A 21284-nucleotide genomic window follows, 5' to 3' on the forward strand; every position below is an offset into this window, starting at 1 on the left:
TAGAAAATAACTAATTTTTAATTTTATACTAATTAAATGAATAACAGGTAAATGATTATAGAAAGTATAAATTTTAGAGAAGCAGGAAAGTTTGAAGAAACCCGTTTTGAGAAGATTCACAACGTTATTTTCGAGTCGTCTCAGGAAGCTTCAATATTAGTAGCGCAAGAAATAGCAAACATAATTCAGAGAAAAGGAGAACTAAATGAACTTTGTGTTTTAGGATTAGCAACAGGATCTTCACCAATAAAAGTTTATGAAGAACTGGTTCGATTGCATAAAGAAGAAGGTTTAAGCTTTGCCAATGTAGTAACTTTTAATCTGGATGAGTATTATCCTATGGATAAGAACAATATCCAGAGTTATTATCATTTTATGTATGAGCATCTTTTTAATCATGTGGATATTCTTCCGGGAAATATTAATATTCCGGATGGAAAAATAAGTAATGAGGAATTACAACAGTATTGCATCGATTATGAAATGAAGATTAAAGCCTATGGAGGATTAGATTTTCAGTTATTAGGTATTGGGAGAACGGGACATATAGGATTTAATGAACCGGGATCTCATGTTAATTCAGGAACAAGAAGCATTACGCTTGATCACTTAACTCGTGTGGATGCTGCATCTTCATTTTTGGGAATAGATAATGTACCCAGAAAAGCAATTACAATGGGTATTGGGACAGTAAAAAGAGCCAAAAGAATTGTACTTCTGGGATGGGGAATTAGCAAAGCAGGAATCATAAAAGGAACGATAGAAGGAGAGATTTCTTCTCGAGTGCCGGCAACCTATTTGCAGGAGCATAATAATACAACATTTGTTTTGGATACCGAAGCTTCATCGGAGTTAACCAGAGTAAAGACTCCGTGGTTGGTTAAATCGGTTATATGGACAGAAGAATTAAAACTTAAAGCTGTAGCATGGTTAAGTGAATTAACGCAAAAACCTTTTCTTAAGCTTACCGATAAAGATTATAACGACAATGGGATGGCTAGTCTTTTAACCGAAGAAGGAACGGCGTATGATTTAAACATTAAGATGTTTAATAAAATGCAACAAACCATTACGGGCTGGCCAGGAGGAAAACCCAATGCCGATGATACCTACAGACCAGAGCGTGCAACTCCGGAGAGAAAGAGAATTATTATTTTTAGTCCGCATCCTGATGACGATGTTATCTCGATGGGAGGAACTTTTGACAGATTGGTAGAGCAGGGGCATGATGTGCATATTGCCTACCAAACATCGGGAAATATTGCTGTCTCGAATGAAGAAGCTTTAAAGTTTGCCGAAATTTCGAAGGCATTAAATGCTAATTCCAGCGAATCGGAAAGTATTATAAACTTTTTAAAGAGCAAAAAAGATAATGATATTGATTTACTCGAAGTAAGAAAATTAAAAGGATTAATTAGAAGAAGTGAATCATTGGGAGCGACCAGATATTTAGGTTTGCCAGACTCGAATGTTAATTTTTTAGACCTTCCATTTTATGAAACCGGTACTGTGAAGAAAAATAATCTTTCGGAAGCAGATATAGATATTATGAGTGCTATGATTGAAAGGATAAAACCGCATCAAATTTATGCAGCAGGAGATCTGGCAGATCCACACGGGACACATAAAGTTTGTTTGGATAGCTTATTTGAAGCTTTAAAAAGAGTAAAACATAATAGTTATATGGATGATTGTTGGGTATGGTTGTATCGTGGCGCCTGGCACGAATGGGAATCTTATCAAATAGAGATGGCTGTTCCTATGAGTCCGGATCAGGTTCTTAAAAAACGTCATGCTATTTTTTATCATCAATCCCAAAAAGATGGAGTTATGTTTCAAGGAGATGATAACAGAGAGTTTTGGGTACGTGTTGAAGATAGAAACAGATTAACAGCAGAAAAATACCATGCTTTGGGACTAGCCGATTATTCGGCTATTGAGGCATTTAAACGCTATTATTTCTAGTTATAGTATAAATAAATTATTTCATGTAATTTATTTTGGTTAGTTACCTGTTTGTCGAAAATGCAATCATTTATGGTTGCATTTTTTTTTTGTTATATCTTGATTTTACAACAAACACAGCAAAGACTTTACACGAGTACAAAGTTTAAGTTTAGTTACCCTCCTGAGCAGAGTCGAAGGATTGCAAAGTAGCTCATCGAACAAAGGCCATTTATTTCTCTCAGACGAAAGTCGTTAAACAGCCGAATTTAAAATTCTTTGTTTAACGTAATCTATATAAGATCTTCCGATTACATATCTCAAACCTTCAATTTCGATACTATTTCCTTCTACAGCATCGATTTTATCAATGGCTATAGTATATGATCGGTGTATTCTTAAAAAATTTCTTTCGGGTAATAAATCTGTAAAGTCAGATAGTGTGCTATGGATTATGTATTTGCCTGTTAGCGTATTTATCTTTAAGTAATCCTTTAAACTTTCGATAACCAAAATTTCATTAAAGAAAATCTTTTTCATTCTCTTTTTATCAATTTTGACAAAAATAAAAGCACTTTCAACACTATTTTCCATCGGAATAGAATTGGTGTTTTTAAGTCTTTTGGTAATCTTATTTAGTGTTTTCATTAACCTCGGAAACTCGATAGGTTTTACCAGATAATCCAGAACGTCCAATTCATAGGTTTCTATTGCAAATTGGCTATATGCAGTCGTGATTACAAGCAAAGGCGGATTCTCTAAGCTTTTTATAAAATTTATACCGTCCATGACAGGCATATTGATGTCAAGGAAAATTACATCGATCTTATTGTTTTTTAAAAAATTTAAACCTTCTATTGAATTGCTAAACGTATTTACTAACACAAAATTTTCAACCTGCTCTAAGTAATTTTTAATAACATTAATAGCCAATGGCTCATCATCTATAATCAAACAATTTATTTTCATTTCTATTTATTATTTTAGAGAGAAATAATTTAGTTGCCATAATTAAAATATTTAAGTTTTGCTAAGTGACTTTAATTACAAGCTTTACGACAAAAATATTCTTTTTATTTAGAAATGAAAGCTTATAGTCATTTTTATTATAACCCAGTTCAAGTCTTTTTTTTACATTCTCAATTCCTATCCCACTTGACTTGTTAAAATTGTCTTTATATACAGTAAATTCGGGTGTTGGGTTGGAAATATAGAAATGAAGGAAATCTCCTTTTATTTTAAAACTAATATCAATTTTTACTTTTCCGGTGTTCTTATTAACGCCATGTTTAAATGCATTTTCAACAAAAGTTAGTAATATAATAGGACCAATTTCCTTATCGTGTATATCACCGCTAATGGACATATTTATCTCCAGACGATCATCATTTCTAATTCTTTCTAAATCCAGATAGTTTTGAATACATAGGATTTCGTTTTCCAGGGTTTGTCTTTTGCTTTTTGTCTCATATAACATATAGCGCATTAACTCAGAAAGTTTGAGAACAATCTTAGGCGTTTTGTTTGATTTTTCTACAGATAACGAATAGATATTATTAAGCGTATTGAAGAAAAAATGTGGGGAAATTTGAGATTTTAAGAAAAGTAATTCTGTTTCCAACTGGGATTTTTCAAGATCTGTTACTCTTTTTTGCTCTTTTAAGAAATCCAATGTAATCTTAATTGCAGTAACAAAAGTAATTACATAAAGCTCACCCATCATCATATCAATAGTATAATTGAGGGATAATTTATTGATAGTTTCTGGTCCTTCTGGCCAAACATTATGGGTTATAAGAAAATAAGTAAGATAAAATTTTATAACAACCATAATAAATAGAGCCGATAAAATAGAAAGAATATAGAGTACATATTTTTTTCGGTAAACTAAATAAGGCATTAGAACAAGAATATTCAAATAGCATAATGACATGTGAATAGGAAAGCCTAATAAATTCGTTTTTAGCGAATATATATAATCATTAAAATAGCTTCCCCATCGAAAGGTGTTGAATAAAAAATAAGTCAACCAAAAAATAACGTGGTAGTGGAGTGGTATTCGGTATAATTTTCCAGAATTTAAAATCATATTATATCTTATGTTTTGTGAGTTTTTTTGATGTTTATCTAAGTTAATGTGTTGTCCGTCTAAATTAGTTTTAATAAAAATCAAATTTATCTAAATTTAAAGTTAAATTAAGATTGTTTTATATGAAGAATTTCCCCCTGCTTGTTTTGTTTATAATTTTGGCTACTGGCTGTAAAATAAATGTAAACAAAAATAACCATAGAGAAACAGTTTTTGTTAATCATGTGGATCCATTTATAGGAACTGGCGGTCATGGGCATACATATCCGGGAGCAACTGTTCCTTTTGGGATGCTTCAGGTAAGTCCGGATAATGGTGTTACGAGCTGGGATTGGTGTTCTGGATATCATTATTCCGATTCTATTGTGGCAGGTTTTAGCCATTTGCATTTAAGCGGAACAGGTATTGGAGATTTGGCAGATATATTGTTTATGCCAATAAATAAAAAAGTTGACTTAACTACAAAAGCAATCTCACGCGATCTACTTCCTTATAAATCATCTTATAGCCATGCTAATGAAAAAGCAAAACCGGGCTATTATCAGGTTTTTCTGGAAGATCCAAAAATAAATGTAGAATTAACTTCATCACAACGTACTGCTTTCCATAAATATACATTTGCCAAGAACGATAAACAATCTGTAGTTATCGATCTTGGTTTTGCTATTAATTGGGATAAAGCCTTAAAAACAGGAATTACAATTGAAGATGAATATACTATAAGTGGCTATCGTTTTAGTACTGGCTGGGCCAAAAATCAAAAAGTTTTCTTTGTTGCAAAATTCTCAAAACCAATCTCAGAAAATACATTAACAGCAGATGGAAAATTAGTTGAAAGTAATGAAGCAGAAGGAGAAAAAACAGCAGCACAATTATTTTTTGAATCCAAAAGCAATGAGGAGTTATTTGTAAAAGTGGCTTTATCATCCGTAAGTGTAGCCAATGCCAAAGATAACTTAGATAATGAAAGTAGTAATTTCGAAAAAACTAAGTCACAAACAACAACAACCTGGGATGTAGCTTTGAGTAAGATTACTGTCGAAACACCAATAGATTCTCTTAAAACAATATTTTATACAGCGATGTATCATGCGCAAATTGCTCCTGTAACTTATAGCGATAAAAACGGACAGTTTAGAAAAGAGAATGATAGCATTGTTTCTGCAACAAATTATACTGCTTATTCTACTTTATCATTATGGGATACTTTTAGAGCCGAAAACCCTTTGCTAACCTTATTGGCTTCAGATAAGGCTTCGGATATTGTGAATTCTATGTTGGCCTATTACGAGACTAAAAGAATATTACCAGTCTGGACACTTTATGCCAATGAAACCAATACGATGACCGGTTATCATTCGATTCCTGTAATTGTAGATGCCTACCAAAAAGGTATTAAAGGTTTTGATGCCGAGAAAGCATACAATGCCATGAAAACAACCATGATGCAAGATGATCGCGGATTGAATCTGTATAAAAAATACGGCTATATTCCTTATAACTTATTAGACGAATCGGTTACAATTACTTTGGAATATGCTTATGATGATTGGTGTGTGGCACAAATGGCCAAAGCTTTGGGGAAAGAAGCCGATTATAAATTTTTTCTTAATCGTTCCAAAGCCTATCAGTATTTATTTGATACGAAGACAGGATTTATGAGAGGAAAATCTGAAGATGGAAAATCATGGAACGAACCTTTTGATGCGAAACATTCTAATCATAGAGAACATACCGATTATACCGAAGGAAATGCTTGGCAGCACAGTTGGTTCGTACCACAAAATGTAGAAGATCTTATTTCGTTACACGGAAGCAATACCATTTTTACAGATCGATTGGAACAGTTGTTTACCGAAAGCTCGGAGATAACCGGAAATAATGTTTCTGCAGATATTTCAGGACTAATAGGGCAATATGCACATGGTAACGAGCCAAGTCATCATATTGCTTATATGTTTAATCATGCAGGTAAACCATGGCGAACACAATATTGGGTGCGTCATATTCTGGATACACAATACAATACTACACCAAACGGATTAAGTGGTAATGAGGATTGCGGACAAATGTCGGCCTGGTACATATTTAGTTCCATGGGATTATATCCTATGAATCCTGCCTCGGGAGAATATGAAATAGGGAGCCCAATTTTTGAGAAAGCAACTATCAATCTTGAAGGCGGAAAAACCTTTGTAATCGAGGCTGAAAATGTATCAGACAAAAACTTTTACATCCAATCGGCAACCCTTAATGGAGTTGCATTCGATAGAACAATACTAACACATAAACAAATTCTACAAGGAGGGATTTTACATTTTGTAATGGGATCCGAGCCTAATAAAAACTGGGGTTTAACCAACTAATTAACTAACCAACAAATAAATATAAAATTTAATGAATATCATTGACGTATCAATAATCGTAGCTTATATTCTACTATCTGTAAGTATAGGAATCTGGATTTCAAGGAAAGCAAAAAAAGGATTAGATGACTATTTTCTCGGAGGAAACTCCATTAAATGGTATTATTTAGGATTAAGCAATGGATCGGGTATGTTTGATGTTTCCGGAACTTCCTGGATGATAGGGATATTATTTTTATACGGAGTAAAAAGCTTTATGTTTATGTGGCTTTGGCCGATCTGGAATCAAATTTTTGTCATGATGTTTCTGGCTGTTTGGATTCGAAAATCAAACATGATGACAGGTTCCGAATGGATTTTAACGCGTTTTGGTAGCGATAGAGCAGGGAAAGCATCCCATATTATAGTTGCTGTTTTTGCTATTATTTCTACAATAGGTTTTATTGCTTATTTCTTTGAAGGGATTGGCAAGTTTGTAACTATAATTTTGCCTTGGGACTTATCGCTTTATATAGGGGATGTTTATTTGCTTAATTCCGAGCAGTCTTATGCTTTATTAATTATCTTTTTAACCACAATATATACCGTAAAAGGAGGGATGTTTTCGGTGGTTGCTACCGAAGTTGTACAATATTTAATCATGATTGTAGCAGGGGTACTTGTAGCAGGTTATGCATTTGTAAATTATACCGATATTCAAATAAATTCGGTAATTACCGAGGAATGGAAGAATGTATTTTTTGGATGGCAACTGGAAACACAATGGAGCGATAAATTTCAAACCTTTAATAATCTAATAGATTCGGAGGGATATAAAATGTTTGGTGCATTTATAGGAATGACTTTATTCAAAGGGTTTTTTGCAAGTATAGCTGGACCAACACCAAGTTATGATTTACAGCGAATCCTTTCGACAAAATCGGTTAAAGAAGCAGCTTATATGAGTGGCTTTACCAATCTGATCTTGTTTATTCCAAGGTATTTATTAATTGCAGGAATCGTAGTAATTGCATTGGTGAATTTAGCACCAGTATTAAATGCTAATCCTAATTTAAGCGGAGCCGATTTGGAGTTATTAATGCCTCAAGTAATTAGTTTATATATTCCTGTAGGTATTAAGGGAGTTTTATTGGCAGGTTTACTGGCTGCATTTATGTCTGGATTTTCGGCATTTGTAAATGCAGGACCAGCATATATTGTAAATGATATTTATAAGAAATATTTTAAACCAAGTGAAACAAATGAGCATTATATAAAAGCGAGTCAGATTGCTTCTTTTATGGTTGTAGGTTTAGGCGTTTTTATGGGATTTTTTGCAGATTCAATTAGTTCCTTGACCTTATGGATTACCAGCGCATTATATGGTGGTTATGTTGCAGCCAATTTTTTAAAGTGGATTTGGTGGCGTTTTAATGGTTGGGGGTATTTCTGGGGAATGTTCTCTGGATTATTAATCGCCTCTTTTCAATTTATTTTAGATCAAAACAAAGGAAACTTTACACACGGAACATTACTGTATGATTTATCAGAAATGAAGGCTATATATTTATTTCCAATTATATTTTCTTTTTCAATTATAGGGTGTCTTTTGGGAACTTTCTTAAGCAAACCTACAGATATCGAAGTATTAAAATCTTTTTACACCAATGTAAGACCTTGGGGTTGGTGGAAACCGGTTTACAAATTATTAAAAGTAGAAGATCAGACTTTCGAAAAAAATAAGGATTTTGGAAAAGATATGCTTAATTGTCTTATCGGAATCGTTTGGCAATCGAGTATGATTTTGCTCCCGATTTATTTTATCATTAGAGATTATCCAAAAGCATTGGTTGCATTAGTGCTGTTTATAGTGACTTCGACAATATTAAAATTTACATGGTTGGATAAAGTTCGAAGATTACCAGATTGATACACAGAATATTTTTATCAGAATACCACAAGTTTATTGAAGGAACCCCGGGTGTAATTATTAGAATTTAGTTGCACCCCAAAGGGGTAAAAAAAAGTAAGTTATGTAATAGTTAGCAGTATCGGTTATTAGTACCAGTTTATGCTAGCGGAAGTTCTATGTCATTGAGTTAAGAGATTTTATATTGAAGATCAACGATTACTGATTTTACGAGGTGTTATACATCTGAAATCAAAAATCGTTAGTCAAAAATCTTAAATCATTTTTAAATTATTCCTTAACATATTGGCATTGAGCAATCGTCCCGCTCGTTTTTGGTAGTAAGGATAAGTTTAATAGTTAGCAGCAACAGTAGCTTTGTTAAAGTTCGAAATTTTTACAAAGCTTTAGAAGAAATAAAAATAAAACAAAAACAAAAAAACATAAAAAGATGAGTACAATTCCTTGGCAAGACAGACCCGAAAACAGCAATGATGTAATGTGGAGATATTCGAATAATCCCATTATAGACCGATATGCTATACCATCATCAAACAGTATTTTTAACAGTGCAGTTGTTCCTTTTGGGGATGGATTTGCTGGTGTTTTTAGATGTGATAATAAAGCGGTACAAATGAACATTTTTGCCGGTTTTAGTAAAAACGGTATCGATTGGGATATCAATCACGAACCTATTGAAATGAAAGCCGGCAATACCGAAATGATCGAATCGGCTTATAAATATGACCCTCGCGTTGTTTTTATCGAGGATCGTTACTGGATTACATGGTGTAATGGATACAACGGACCTACAATCGGGATTGGTTATACATTCGACTTTAAAGAATTTTTTCAGTGCGAAAATGCCTTTTTACCTTTTAACCGAAATGGAGTTTTGTTTCCACAAAAAATAAACGGTAAATACGCGATGTTAAGTCGTCCGAGTGATAATGGGCATACACCATTTGGAGATATTTGGATTAGCTACAGTCCGGATATGAAATATTGGGGGGAACACCGTTTAGTCATGAAACCAACACCATTTGAAGATAGTGCCTGGCAATGTACCAAAGTGGGTGCAGGACCAATCCCGATTCTTACAGATGAAGGTTGGTTAATGCTGTATCATGGAGTTATTAATACCTGCAACGGATTTCGTTATGCAATGGGAGCAGCTCTTTTGGAAGAAGATGCACCAGAGAATGTAAAATATAGAACACAACCTTATTTATTAGGGCCTGCTGAGCTTTATGAGCAGGTAGGAGATGTGGCCAATGTTGTTTTTCCATGTGCAGCTTTACACGATATAGAGGAAGACAAACTTGCCGTTTATTATGGTGCAGCCGATACTGTTGTGGCGATAGCATTTGGTAAATTAAGTGAAGTTATTAAGTTTACAAAAGATAATAGTTTATAGAAAAAGGATGCGTTTAAAATTTCAATGGTTACCAGTCGCTTTAGGATTTCTTTCGATAATTGGTTATTCACAATCAAAGAAAACGATTGTACCCAAAACTTATGTAGCGCATAAAACCGAAAATCCCATTACTATTGATGGAGATGAATCGGATCCTGCGTGGAATAAAGTAGCCTGGACAGACCTTTTTACAGATATAGAAGGAATTGAAAAACCCAAGTATGCAACCCAAGTAAAAATGCTCTGGGACGAAACCAATTTTTATATATTAGCAAAGCTAGAAGAACCGCATGTATGGGCAAACTTAAAACAACGTGACACGATTATTTTTTATAATAATGATTTTGAGGTTTTTATAGATCCCGACAGCGATACTTTTAACTATTATGAACTGGAGATAAATGCATTAAATACAGCTTGGGATTTGTTTTTGTCAAAGCCGTATCGTGAAAATGATAATGTAGTTTTGAATGATTGGAATATTACAGGTCTCAAATCGGCTGTTAAAATTAAAGGAACACTCAACGATCCTACAGATATTGATGAAGGTTGGGTATTAGAAATAGCAATTCCGTGGGCAGCTTATAAAACGTCTTATTATGACAAAAATGTGCCTGTAGATAATTTTTGGCGAGTCAATTTTTCAAGAGTAAATTGGCAACATGCAATTACCAATGGAAAATATGAACGCAAGAAAGATAGTGATGGAAAATTTTTGCCCGAGTACAATTGGGTTTGGTCGCCAATGGGAGTTATCAATATGCATGAACCCGAAAAATGGGGGTATGTTTATTTCTCTTCCAAAGATGATGTAAACAGTTTTACAATACCTCAGGACGAAAAGGTAAAATGGGAGTTGTATAATTTATACAGAGCACAAAAAGAATACTATCAAAAACATAAAGTATGGGCGACTTCATTAAAAAGTCTCACTAAAGAAACGATAAGCGTTGATAATAAAATTTTAAAACCGATATTAGAAAATCATGCAACAGGATTTAATATTTCGGTAAAAAGTCCTTTTTCTAATAAAACATTAATTATTAAACAAGATGGAAAGATAATATCAAAATAAACCACTATGAAACTACCAAAACTATTACTTTTTTTATTGGCATTTAGTATTTTTTCATGTGCTAAAAAAGAAGAACAAACCACTTTTAAATTTGGAGTATGGACGACCGCCGATGCCAAGAAATCGGATGCGGATTACTCAAAAGAATTTAAAAAATACAAGGACGGAGGGATCGATGAAGTATTAATCAATACGAAAACAGATCCAAAACTTTTAAAAAGATTAGTGCCATTGGCAACAAAAGAAGGCTTGAAAGTACATGCCTGGATTATGGCAATGAACAGACCAGGAGATTCAATTGCGCTTCAACATCCGGATTGGTATATGGTGAGCAAAGATGGAAAGTCTTGTTTTGATAATCGCCCGTATGTGGATTATTACCAATGGTTATGTCCAACAAGAAAAGAGTCCAGAGAACACGTATTAGGTTTAGTCGAAGAATTGGCAAAAGTAGATGGAATCGAAAGTGTACACTTAGATTACATTCGTTTTCCGGATATTTTTTTGCCAATAAGTTTACTTCCTAAATATAATTTGGTTCAGGATGAAGAGCTACCTCAGTTTGATTTTTGCTACTGTGATGAATGCACAAAAGCATTTGAAAAAATCCATCATAAAAATCCAAAAAACAGCCACAATACGTCTATTGATATGGAGTGGAAAAACTTTAGATTAAATGCTATAAAAGCTGTTGTTGATGATGCCTATAAAATTGCCCATAAGTACAATAAAAACTTAACTGCAGCAGTGTTTCCTTATCCAGAAATGGCAGATCACATGGTGCGCCAACGTTGGGATAAATGGAATATTGATGAAGTATATCCTATGATTTATAATAGTTTTTATGATGAAGAAATTGATTGGGTTGGTTATGCTACTAAACAAGGCGTAACGGATCTTGAAGGCAAAAAAACAAAAATAAATACTGGTATTTATATTCCGGGATTAAAATCGGATAAGGAACTAAAAGAAGCTATTGTATTAGCAAAAGAGAACGGTGCCACAGGAGTTTCATTCTTTGATGGAAATGCTTTGTCGGATAGTAATTTAAAAACCATTGCAGCAACAAAGGCCAGTTTTAAATAATATTAGGTTTTAAGGTTTTCAACTGAAAAAGTACAGAATATAAGATTCTAAATTTAAAATGTCTCAGGAAAAATAATAAATAAACGAATGAAAAAAATAGTATTCATAATAACATTTATAATTACTTCAATACTATCTGTTAAAGCGCAGGAAAGTGCTCCTTTTTGGCAAAATGAAAAAATCAATGAAGAAAATAGGGAGCCTATGCACGCTTCCTATTACGTTTTTGAGAATGAGTCATTGGCAGCCAAAAACGAATGGAGACTATCTAAAAATTATTTGGATTTAAACGGAAAATGGAAATTTAAATATGTAAATAGTCCGAATGATTTACCAAAGGAATTTGAAAAAAGTAGTTTTAACGATACGGCTTGGGATAATTTTAAGATCCCTGCCAATTGGGATGTAAACGGTTATGGATATCCTGTTTATGTAAATACGAGTTATGATTTTGATTATTTAATGACGCCAAATCCACCGTTTGTCCCTACAAATTATAATCCTACGGGAGTTTACAGAAGAGAAATTACGATTGACAAATCCTGGGAAGGGAAAGATATTTATCTCCATGTGGGTACCGCAAAATCAAATCTTACGGTTTGGGTAAATGGTGTTTATGTAGGTTATGGCGAGGACGGGAAATTACCTTCGGAATTTAATCTCAATAAGTATGTAAAAACAGGTAAAAACAGCATCGTTTTAAAAGTTATGAAATGGAGTGACGGTTCGTATCTGGAATGTCAGGATATGTGGAGAATGAGTGGTATTACCAGAGATTCGTACTTGGTTGCAAGAAATAAAGCACACTTAAGAGATTATGAAATCATTCCGGATCTGGATGCTTCTTATGTAAACGGAACTTTAAAAATTTCAACAGAATTCTCCGATTTAGATAAAAAAGAGAACTATACTTTAGATGTTCTGCTTAAAGATGGAGAAACTGTTATTGCTACAAAAACTATTAATGCATCTTCAAGCAAACAAACTTTTGATTTCGCTGTAAATAATCCAAAAAAATGGAGTGCCGAAATTCCGAATTTATACCAAATAAGTTTTCTTTTAAAGGATAAAAAAGGAAATATTGTTGAGGTTATCAATCAGAATATTGGTTTTAGAAAAGTAGAAATTAAAGGTGGTCAACTATTAGTAAATGGAAAAGCGATTTACATAAAAGGAGTAAACCGTCATGAAGTTGATCCTGTAACGGGACAAACAATTTCGAGAGAACGTATGGAACAAGATATTAAAGTCATGAAAGAATTTAATATCAATGCGGTGAGAATGTCACATTATCCCAACGATGAATATTTTTATGAGTTATGCGATAAATATGGAATTTATGTAGTTGATGAAGCCAATATAGAATCACACGGAATGGGTTATGATATTACCAAAACGCTGGGTAATAAACCCGATTGGGAGTTGGCACACTTGCAACGTATGCAGCGTATGATCGAAAGAGATAAAAACCATACTTCTATTATCATCTGGAGTATGGGAAATGAGGCGGGCAATGGCTATAATTTTTACAGAGGTTATTTATGGATAAAAAACCGTGATAAATCAAGACCTATCCAGTACGAAAGAGCGACTGCGGGGGCTTGGGATGGAAAAGATTTAAAGTTTGAATGGGATTCGGATATTATAGACCCAATGTATAGTTCGCCAAATAAAATGGAAGAATACATTGTGGCAAATCCTAATCCGGGTCGTCCCTATATTCAATGTGAATATGCGCATGCAATGGGAAATTCAATGGGGAATTTTAAAGATTATTGGGATGTAATCAGGAAGCATCCCAACTTTCAGGGAGGCTTTATCTGGGATATGATCGACCAATCGATTTATAAAACGCAGCCAGATGGAACTGTTATTCTTGCTTATGGAGGAGATTTTGGACCAAAAGGGGTTAAAAGCGATAATAACTTTGTAAATAACGGCGTATTTACTGTAGAAAGAAAACCAAATCCGCATGCTTTTGAAATGCGAAATGTGTATCAAAATATTCATACTTCCTGGGATAATCAAGCAACAGCAACAATTAAAATTTACAATGAATTTAGCTTTAAAGATTTAAGCAATGTTAGTTTGCATTGGAAATTAATCTTAGACGGAAAAGAAGATGAAAGTGGAGTTATTGATAATCTAGATATAAATCCTAACGAATATAAATCCTATAAACTACCGGTTAATCTGGAAGGGAAAAAGTTTGAAGAAGCTTTTATTACTGTGACTTACCATATAAAACAGGACGAACCGTTTTTGCCGCATGGTTTTGAAATTGCAACAGATCAACTTGCACTTAAAGGAACGTGGAAGAATGATATAAAAGTAGCTGGCGCATTAAAAATTATTATTGAAAAAAAGGAGAACTGCACTGTATTTAAAAGTGATAAAGCCGAAATAGCATTTGATAAAAAAACAGGATTTATAAATGGGTATACATTCGATAAACAACCTATTTTAAAAGACGGTTATCAATTGCGTCCTAATTTTTGGAGAGCACCAAATGACAATGATTTTGGAGCAGGATTTCAACAAAAATTGGTATCGTGGAAAGAAGCTACAGAGAATCCAAAACTTGTAAGCTGGAATTATTTGGTAGCCAAAGACAATAAAATTTTGGTAACAGCAACGTATAGTTTACCTCAGGTTTCATCGGAGTTAATATTGAATTATGAGATAAACAGCAATGGAGAATTAAGTGTAAAAGAGCAATTGAATATTGATAAAACCAAAGAAATACCAATGTTACCAAGGTTTGGTATGGAGATGGTTTTGCCTAAAGATTTTAGCAGTTTGAGTTATTACGGCAGAGGACCTCATGAAAATTATATTGATAGAAATTATAGTTCTCAGGTTGGAATTTATAACCAAACAGTCTCAGAGCAATATTATCCTTATATCCGTCCGCAGGAAACAGGAAATAAAACAGATGTTCGCTGGTTGGAATTATCAAATGATAAATTGAAAATAACAGTAAAATCAGATGAGTTATTGAGTACAACTGCTTTGCATTATCTCAATGAAGATTTGGACGACGGACTTGAAAAAGACCAAAGACATGCTGCCGAATTGAAAGAAAGAGACTTAACAAGTTTAAAAATTGATTACAAACAAATGGGAGTTGGAGGTATTGATAGCTGGCAAGCCTGGCCAATGGAGAAATACTTGTTTAGGGACAAAACGTATCAGTATCAATTTAAAATAACACCATCTTTAAAATAACATATTATGAGGATATTAAAATCATTTCTTGTCATACTTTTTCTAGCAGTTTTAAGTTCGGGCTATAGCCAAAAAATATACACAGAAAAGGATATTCAGATTATTCCAAAGCCCGTAAAGGTGGTTATAAATAAAGGGGTATTTGAATTTTCGGGTAAGACGAGGTATGTTGCAAATACCGAATTTCAAAAAGAAATATCCGAAGCCATAATCCGTAAATTTGAAAAAGCAGCAGGATTTAAACCTGAAATTTCAACTAAGATTCCGCAGCACAATTTTATTCAATTTAAGGTAGATAAAAACCTGAGTAAAGAAGCATATACATTAGATGTAAATACTAAAAACATAACAATTACTGCTCAGGGAAATGCGGGTTTTATTTATGCACTGGAAAGTATTCGACAATTACTTCCGGAAGCTATTGAGAGCAAAAATAGAGTTGCCAATGTAAAGTGGGAAATTCCTAATGTAACGATCAATGATGAACCTCGTTTTCAATGGAGGGGATTAATGCTGGATTTATCACGTCATTTTTTTGATAAAAAGTATGTGACAGAAATGATAGACCGTTTGGCAATGCTTAAAATGAATGTCTTGCATTTGCATTTGGTCGATGATCAGGGGTGGAGAATGGAAATTAAAAAATACCCAAAATTAACCGAAGTTGGTGCCTGGAGAGTCGATCAGGAAAACAGAAGCTGGAACGCAAGACTTGCTGTAAATCCTGATGAAAAAGGTACTTACGGAGGATTTTTGACTCAAAAAGAATTAAAAGAAATTGTAAAATATGCTGCAAGCAAAAACATAGAGATTATTCCGGAAATTGAAATGCCGGCACACGTGAGTTCTGCCATTGCATCTTATCCCGAGTTGGCTTGTTTTAACCAGCGTATAGGTGTTCCATCTGGCGGATTATGGCCTATTACGGATATTTATTGTGCAGGAAAAGAATCTACATTTGAGTTTTTGCAAAATGTAATTGATGAGGTTATAGCAGTATTTCCTTCTAAATATATTCATATTGGAGGAGATGAGGCAACGAAAACCAATTGGGAAAAATGTCCGCTTTGCCAAAAAAGAATCAAAGACGAAGGATTAAAAGATGTCCATGAATTACAGAGTTATTTTGTAAAAAGAATGGAGAAATACATCAATTCAAAGGGGAAAAGACTAATTGGATGGGATGAGATACTAGAAGGAGGTCTTGCTCCCGAAGCAACAGTAATGAGCTGGAGAGGAACAAAAGGAGGAATCGAAGCTACAGAACAAGGACATGATGTTATTATGACGCCAGAATCGCATTGTTATTTTAATTTTTACCAAGGTCCTCAAAACGAAGAACCTTTGGCTTTTGATGCTTATATACCGCTAAGCAAAGTATATGAGTTTGATCCTGTCGTACCCACGATGACAACTGAGCAAGCAAATCACGTATTAGGAGGTCAGGCTAATTTATGGTCTGAACATTTAGTAGGTCCAAAAGATTCGGAATATATGATTTTCCCTAGACTGGCGGCTTTATCCGAGACATTATGGAGTACCAAAGAAAGTCGCGATTGGAATGATTTTACAATGAGGTTAACTTCTCTATTAAAACGATACGATTATCTAGGCATTAACTATGCAAAAAGTGCTTATTTGGTGACTGCATTTTCAACAGCCGATTTAGTCAAAAAACAAATTAATGTTACTTTAAAAAATGAATTTCCAAATCCAGATATTCGGTATGTTTTGGGGAATAGAAGCATCGACCAAAATGCTGTAAAATATACAAATCCTCTTGAGTTTAAAGAGACAACTATTTTAAAAGCATCTCTTTTCCAAAATGATAAACCCGTAGGAAGAACATTTACTGATACTATTATATTTCATAAAGCAGTAGGACATAAGGTAAACTACCTAACGGCTTATAATGAAAATTATAAAGGAGATGGACCTTTTGGGATGGTAAATGCTATTAGAGGGTCGAAAAATTTTCACGATGGGCAATGGCAGGCTTGGCTAGTTAATGACATGGAAATTGTTATTGATCTTGAAAAAGAAGAAAGCATAAAGCAAGTAATCATTGGTACGCTGGAAAGTCAGGGTTCCGGAGTTTTCTTTCCAACACAAATAAAAGTTTTAGTGTCTAAAGATGGTAGCAATTATAGTGAAGTTGGAAAAGTAGATCGTCCATTTGCTGTAAATCCAAATTCGGAGCTGAAAGATTTCAAAATCAATTTTGAGAGTCGCAATGCCCGATTTGTAAAAGTAATAGCAACCAACTTAAAGAAAAGCCCAAAAGGGGAAGATTCCTGGTTATTTGCAGATGAAATTTTAGTTAATTAAATCCCTTTGATGCAATTTTTATAACATATATAGACATAGATTTTTAGCAGCAGCTTTGACAAAGCTCTCGGAACCGATTTTTTTCAAATTATAACCAAAAACAAAACCATAAAATAGAATAAAAATGAAAAGAGGACTATTTATAATCGCAATTTTATTTTCAGTTCAAATGTTTTCTCAGGCCATTTATGAGGAGGAACGTTATGTACCGGAAACAGATCCATTGGTATTGAAAAACCTGGACGAATGGCAAGGAAAAAAGTTTGGATTGTTAATGCATTGGGGTACTTACAGCGAATGGGGAATTGTAGAATCCTGGTCGATATGTCCGGAAGATTATGGATGGTGTGAGCGTAAAAAAGGAAGTAATCCTGCCAATTATAATCAATATGTAAAGGATTATGAAGGTCTTAAAAAAACATTCAATCCAGTTAAGTTTGATCCTGCTAAATGGGCAAAAGCGGCGAAAGATGCAGGGATGAAATATATGGTTTTTACAACAAAACACCATGATGGATTTTCTATGTTTGACACCAAATACAGCGATTATAAAGTAACAGATAAAGGATGTGCTTTTAGTAGTAATCCGAAAGCAAATATTACCAAAGAAGTTTTTGATGCTTTTAGAAAAGAAAATTTATCGATTGGAGCTTATTTCTCTAAGCCAGATTGGCACAATGAAAATTACTGGGATCCATATTTCCCTCCTTTTGACAGAAATGTAAATTATGATCCGGCTCTTTATCCTGAAAAATGGAAAAAATATGTTGATTTTACGCACAACCAAATTTTGGAGTTATTGACAGACTATGGTAAAGTCGATATTTTATGGCTTGATGGAGGCTGGGTTAAAAAAAGCGATAAGGAAAATATAAAAGAAAATTATGCAGAGAAGTTTGCAGAGAACGAATCCGGAAATGGATTTATAAAACACCGAATAGTTGATCAGGATGTTAAAATGGATGAACTGGTTGTCGAAGCACGCCAGAAACAACCGGGATTAATTGTTGTAGATCGTGCAGTTCATGGGAAAAATCAAAATTATTTAACTCCGGAAAACCGTATTCCCGAAAAAACATTGCCTTATCCTTGGGAATCCTGCATTACTTCGGGAGGAGGATGGTCTTATACTCCGGATGCCAAATACATGACTGGCAGAGAAGGTATTCATATGCTTGTAGATGTTGTTGCCAAAGGAGGGAATTTATTATTGAACGTTGCACCAAGCCCAGAGGGAGAATGGCAACAAGGCGCTTACGATTTATTGGCACAATTTGGAGCATGGATGAAAGTAAATAGTACTGCTATTTATAACACAAAACCTATAGCGCCTTTTAAAGAAGATAATATTTGTATGACTCAAAATAAAGTGGGGAATGTTTTCCTGTTTTATTTGGCTAAAAAGGGAGAGGACAAAATCCCATCAGAAGTTGTTGTAAAATCTATTAGTCCTAAAAAAGGAACTAAAATTACAATGCTGGGTTCTAAAACACAATTGAAATGGACAAAACTAGATAAAGGTTTTAAAGTTATAATTCCGGAAAGTTTAAGAAATAATTTACCATCAAAAGAAGCCTGGACATTAAAAATTGAAGCGATTAACAGATAGAAAATTAACTATGATTTTTAATAAAAGGATAACAATAGGAACAGCATGTTTTTTTTACATGCTGTTTTTTAGCTTAACTATTTTTGCACAACAACCGGCAGATTATGTAAATCCATTTATAGGAACTTCCAATTATGGTGCTACTTTTCCTGGTCCCATTGCACCTAGAGGAATGGCAAGTGTAAGCCCGTTTAATGTAGCGGGTTCTCAAAATTTACCATTAGAAAAAGACAGTCGCTGGTTGTCGAATCCGTATGTAAATGAGAATAAATTTCTAACAGGGTTTAGTCAGGTAAATTTAAGTGGTGTAGGTTGTCCGGAATTGGGTGTGATACTACTCATGCCAACAACAGGAACTGTAGAAACAAATCATTTAAAATATGGTTCGACTTACAGAAACGAAGTTGCAAGAGCAGGTTATTATAGTACAAACATTGATAAGTATAATGTTAAAGCAGAGTTTACAGCATCCAAAAGAGTTGGTGTAAGCAGGTTGACTTTTCCCAAAGGGCAATCTAATATTTTATTAAATCTTGGTTTAGGCTTAACCAATGAAGAGGGAGCTATGGTAAAAATAGTGTCTTCTACCGAGATTGAAGGGATACGTTCTGTAGGTTCATTTTGTTACAATAGTCCGGAAGCAGCTTACCCGATATATTTTGTTGCCAAATTTTCAAAACCGGCGGATCAATTTGGAGTTTGGAAAAAGCCATCAAAATATAGCGGTGTCGAAGCGCAATGGATGAATTATAACGGGAAAACAAGAATGATGGATAATACGACCAAGATGGTTGTAGGGGATAGCATCGGAACTTATTTCACTTATAAATTTGAGAAAACAGAAACTGTAGAGGTTAAAATCGGAGTTTCGTATGTGAGTATCGAAAATGCCCGTGAAAATCTGGAAAAAGAAACTGGAAATAAATCATTTGATGCTGTTTATGATGAAACATACAAACAATGGAATGATGTGCTTTCCAAAATTAGTGTTGAAGGAGGTTCAAAAGAAGATAAAATCATTTTTTATACTGCTTTGTATCATACCCTGATTCATCCTAATACCTTAAATGATTTTAATGGTGAATATCCTGAAATAAAAACAGGGAAAATAGGTAAAACTACAGGAACACGCTACACTGTATTCTCGCTTTGGGATACCTATAGGAATTTACATCAGTTAATGTCCCTGACTTATCCGGAGCAGCAATCGAATATGGTTAAAAGTATGTTGGAGATGTATGATGAAAATGGTTGGTTGCCAAAATGGGAATTAAATTCTACAGAAACATTCACAATGGTTGGAGATCCTGCCAGTATTGTTATTGCAGATACGTACTTAAAAGGGATTCGGGATTTTGATGTACAAAAAGCATATAGAGCGATGCTGAAAGGTGCCGATCAAATAGAGGATAATCCGTTGCGTCCCGGACTTCAGGATTACATTGAAAAAGGTTTTTTAACGACCAAAGACAGAGGACCAGTTTCTACAACGCAAGAATACAATGCATCCGATTATTCTATTTCACTTTTGGCGAAAGCTTTGGGCAAAAAAGAAGACTATTTACGTTTTAAAAACCGCTCGCTTTCCTACCGAAAATTATTTGATAAAAACTTAAAATTGCTTCGTCCAAGAACCTCCGATGAGAAATGGTACGAACCATTTGATCCTGCATCGGGAGCAAACTTTGAAGAAAACGTTGGTTTTATTGAGGGTAATGCATGGCAATATGCTTTTATGGTACCACATGATATGAAAGGACTTATAAAATTAATGGGTGGAGATAAACCTTTTGCAAATCAATTACAAAAAGTATTCGACATCAAGCAGTTTGATATGGCAAATGAGCCAGATATTGCCTATCCTTTTTTGTTTAATTATATAAAAGACGACGAATGGAAAAGTCAGGAACTGGTTAAGAAATTAGTTAAGGAATACTTCCAAAATAAACCGGACGGATTACCTGGAAATGATGATACAGGAACGATGTCGGCATGGCTAGTTTATGCTATGATGGGGATATATCCCATATCTCCGGGAGATCCTGTTTATACGATTACAACGCCAATGTTTGATAAAATAACGATTCAATTGGATTCTAAATATTATAAAAATAAAAGTATTGTCATTGAACGGGAAGTTAATAATGATGGTAAAATAAAGAAAATCCAATTAAACGGGAAAACGCATGATAGTTTTTTTATCTCTCATGATGCGTTGGTAAATGGAACAACATTAAAAGTGATTCAAAATTAA

General features: G+C 34.0%; 12 protein-coding genes. 10 read left to right on the forward strand and 2 right to left on the reverse strand.

Translation table 11 applies throughout. The features are described 5' to 3' along the window. Positions 1-51: 51 nt before the first annotated feature. Positions 52-1965, forward strand: coding sequence for a glucosamine-6-phosphate deaminase (nagB, locus tag OIU83_RS07720; RefSeq protein WP_264205671.1), 1914 nt, complete (start codon positions 52-54; stop codon positions 1963-1965). 234 nt (positions 1966-2199) lie between these two features. Here the strand turns inward: nagB and OIU83_RS07725 are convergent, their stop codons facing one another. Together OIU83_RS07725 and OIU83_RS07730 are read right to left on the reverse strand one after the other, a co-directional pair. Further along, positions 2200-2913, reverse strand: coding sequence for a LytR/AlgR family response regulator transcription factor (locus tag OIU83_RS07725; protein WP_264205672.1), 714 nt, complete (start codon positions 2911-2913; stop codon positions 2200-2202). 61 nt (positions 2914-2974) lie between these two features. Then, on the reverse strand, positions 2975-4033 hold the full coding sequence (locus OIU83_RS07730; RefSeq protein ID WP_264205673.1) for a sensor histidine kinase: 1059 nt from the start codon (positions 4031-4033) through the stop codon (positions 2975-2977). Positions 4034-4155: 122 nt separating this feature from the next. On the opposite strand from OIU83_RS07730, the gene OIU83_RS07735 reads away from it, so the two are divergent. From OIU83_RS07735 to OIU83_RS07775, 9 genes are all read left to right on the forward strand, one after another. Continuing rightward, on the forward strand, positions 4156-6399 hold the full coding sequence (locus tag OIU83_RS07735; RefSeq protein WP_264205674.1) for a GH92 family glycosyl hydrolase: 2244 nt from the start codon (positions 4156-4158) through the stop codon (positions 6397-6399). Between the two features lie 31 nt (positions 6400-6430). Then, entirely contained in the window at positions 6431-8308 is a 1878-nt protein-coding gene (locus tag OIU83_RS07740) for a sodium:solute symporter family protein (protein ID WP_264205675.1), read from the forward strand. Positions 8309-8738: 430 nt separating this feature from the next. Continuing rightward, a complete protein-coding gene (locus OIU83_RS07745) occupies positions 8739-9704 on the forward strand; it encodes a glycoside hydrolase family 130 protein (RefSeq protein ID WP_264205676.1) in 966 nt (321 codons plus the stop codon). A gap of 7 nt (positions 9705-9711) precedes the next feature. Beyond that, positions 9712-10779, forward strand: a complete 1068-nt coding sequence (locus OIU83_RS07750; RefSeq protein ID WP_264205677.1) for a carbohydrate-binding family 9-like protein — start codon at positions 9712-9714, stop codon at positions 10777-10779. Positions 10780-10785: 6 nt separating this feature from the next. Then, on the forward strand, positions 10786-11865 hold the full coding sequence (locus tag OIU83_RS07755) for a putative glycoside hydrolase (protein ID WP_264205678.1): 1080 nt from the start codon (positions 10786-10788) through the stop codon (positions 11863-11865). Between the two features lie 87 nt (positions 11866-11952). After that, positions 11953-15093 (forward strand): glycoside hydrolase family 2 TIM barrel-domain containing protein, encoded by a 3141-nt coding sequence (locus tag OIU83_RS07760; protein WP_264205679.1) that lies wholly within the window; start codon positions 11953-11955, stop codon positions 15091-15093. 6 nt (positions 15094-15099) lie between these two features. Next, entirely contained in the window at positions 15100-17421 is a 2322-nt protein-coding gene (locus tag OIU83_RS07765) for a glycoside hydrolase family 20 protein (protein ID WP_264205680.1), read from the forward strand. Positions 17422-17545: 124 nt separating this feature from the next. Continuing rightward, positions 17546-19030 carry an alpha-L-fucosidase gene (locus tag OIU83_RS07770; RefSeq protein ID WP_264205681.1) on the forward strand — a complete coding sequence of 495 codons (1485 nt, stop codon included), beginning with the start codon at positions 17546-17548 and terminating at the stop codon, positions 19028-19030. 10 nt (positions 19031-19040) lie between these two features. Then, positions 19041-21284, forward strand: coding sequence for a GH92 family glycosyl hydrolase (locus tag OIU83_RS07775; RefSeq protein WP_264205682.1), 2244 nt, complete (start codon positions 19041-19043; stop codon positions 21282-21284).

The sequence above is a fragment of the Flavobacterium shii genome (genome assembly GCF_025847235.1).
GTDB lineage: Bacteria > Bacteroidota > Bacteroidia > Flavobacteriales > Flavobacteriaceae > Flavobacterium > Flavobacterium shii.

Coding starts and splice junctions, on each gene's coding strand:
- nagB (WP_264205671.1), top strand. CDS start 52: ATGATTATAGAAAGTATAAATTTTAGAGAAGCAGGAAAGTTTGAAGAA.
- OIU83_RS07755 (WP_264205678.1), top strand. CDS start 10,786: ATGAAACTACCAAAACTATTACTTTTTTTATTGGCATTTAGTATTTTT.
- OIU83_RS07760 (WP_264205679.1), top strand. CDS start 11,953: ATGAAAAAAATAGTATTCATAATAACATTTATAATTACTTCAATACTA.
- OIU83_RS07770 (WP_264205681.1), top strand. CDS start 17,546: ATGAAAAGAGGACTATTTATAATCGCAATTTTATTTTCAGTTCAAATG.
- OIU83_RS07730 (WP_264205673.1), bottom strand. CDS start 4,033: ATGATTTTAAATTCTGGAAAATTATACCGAATACCACTCCACTACCAC.
- OIU83_RS07725 (WP_264205672.1), bottom strand. CDS start 2,913: ATGAAAATAAATTGTTTGATTATAGATGATGAGCCATTGGCTATTAAT.
- OIU83_RS07735 (WP_264205674.1), top strand. CDS start 4,156: ATGAAGAATTTCCCCCTGCTTGTTTTGTTTATAATTTTGGCTACTGGC.
- OIU83_RS07775 (WP_264205682.1), top strand. CDS start 19,041: ATGATTTTTAATAAAAGGATAACAATAGGAACAGCATGTTTTTTTTAC.
- OIU83_RS07765 (WP_264205680.1), top strand. CDS start 15,100: ATGAGGATATTAAAATCATTTCTTGTCATACTTTTTCTAGCAGTTTTA.
- OIU83_RS07740 (WP_264205675.1), top strand. CDS start 6,431: ATGAATATCATTGACGTATCAATAATCGTAGCTTATATTCTACTATCT.
- OIU83_RS07750 (WP_264205677.1), top strand. CDS start 9,712: ATGCGTTTAAAATTTCAATGGTTACCAGTCGCTTTAGGATTTCTTTCG.
- OIU83_RS07745 (WP_264205676.1), top strand. CDS start 8,739: ATGAGTACAATTCCTTGGCAAGACAGACCCGAAAACAGCAATGATGTA.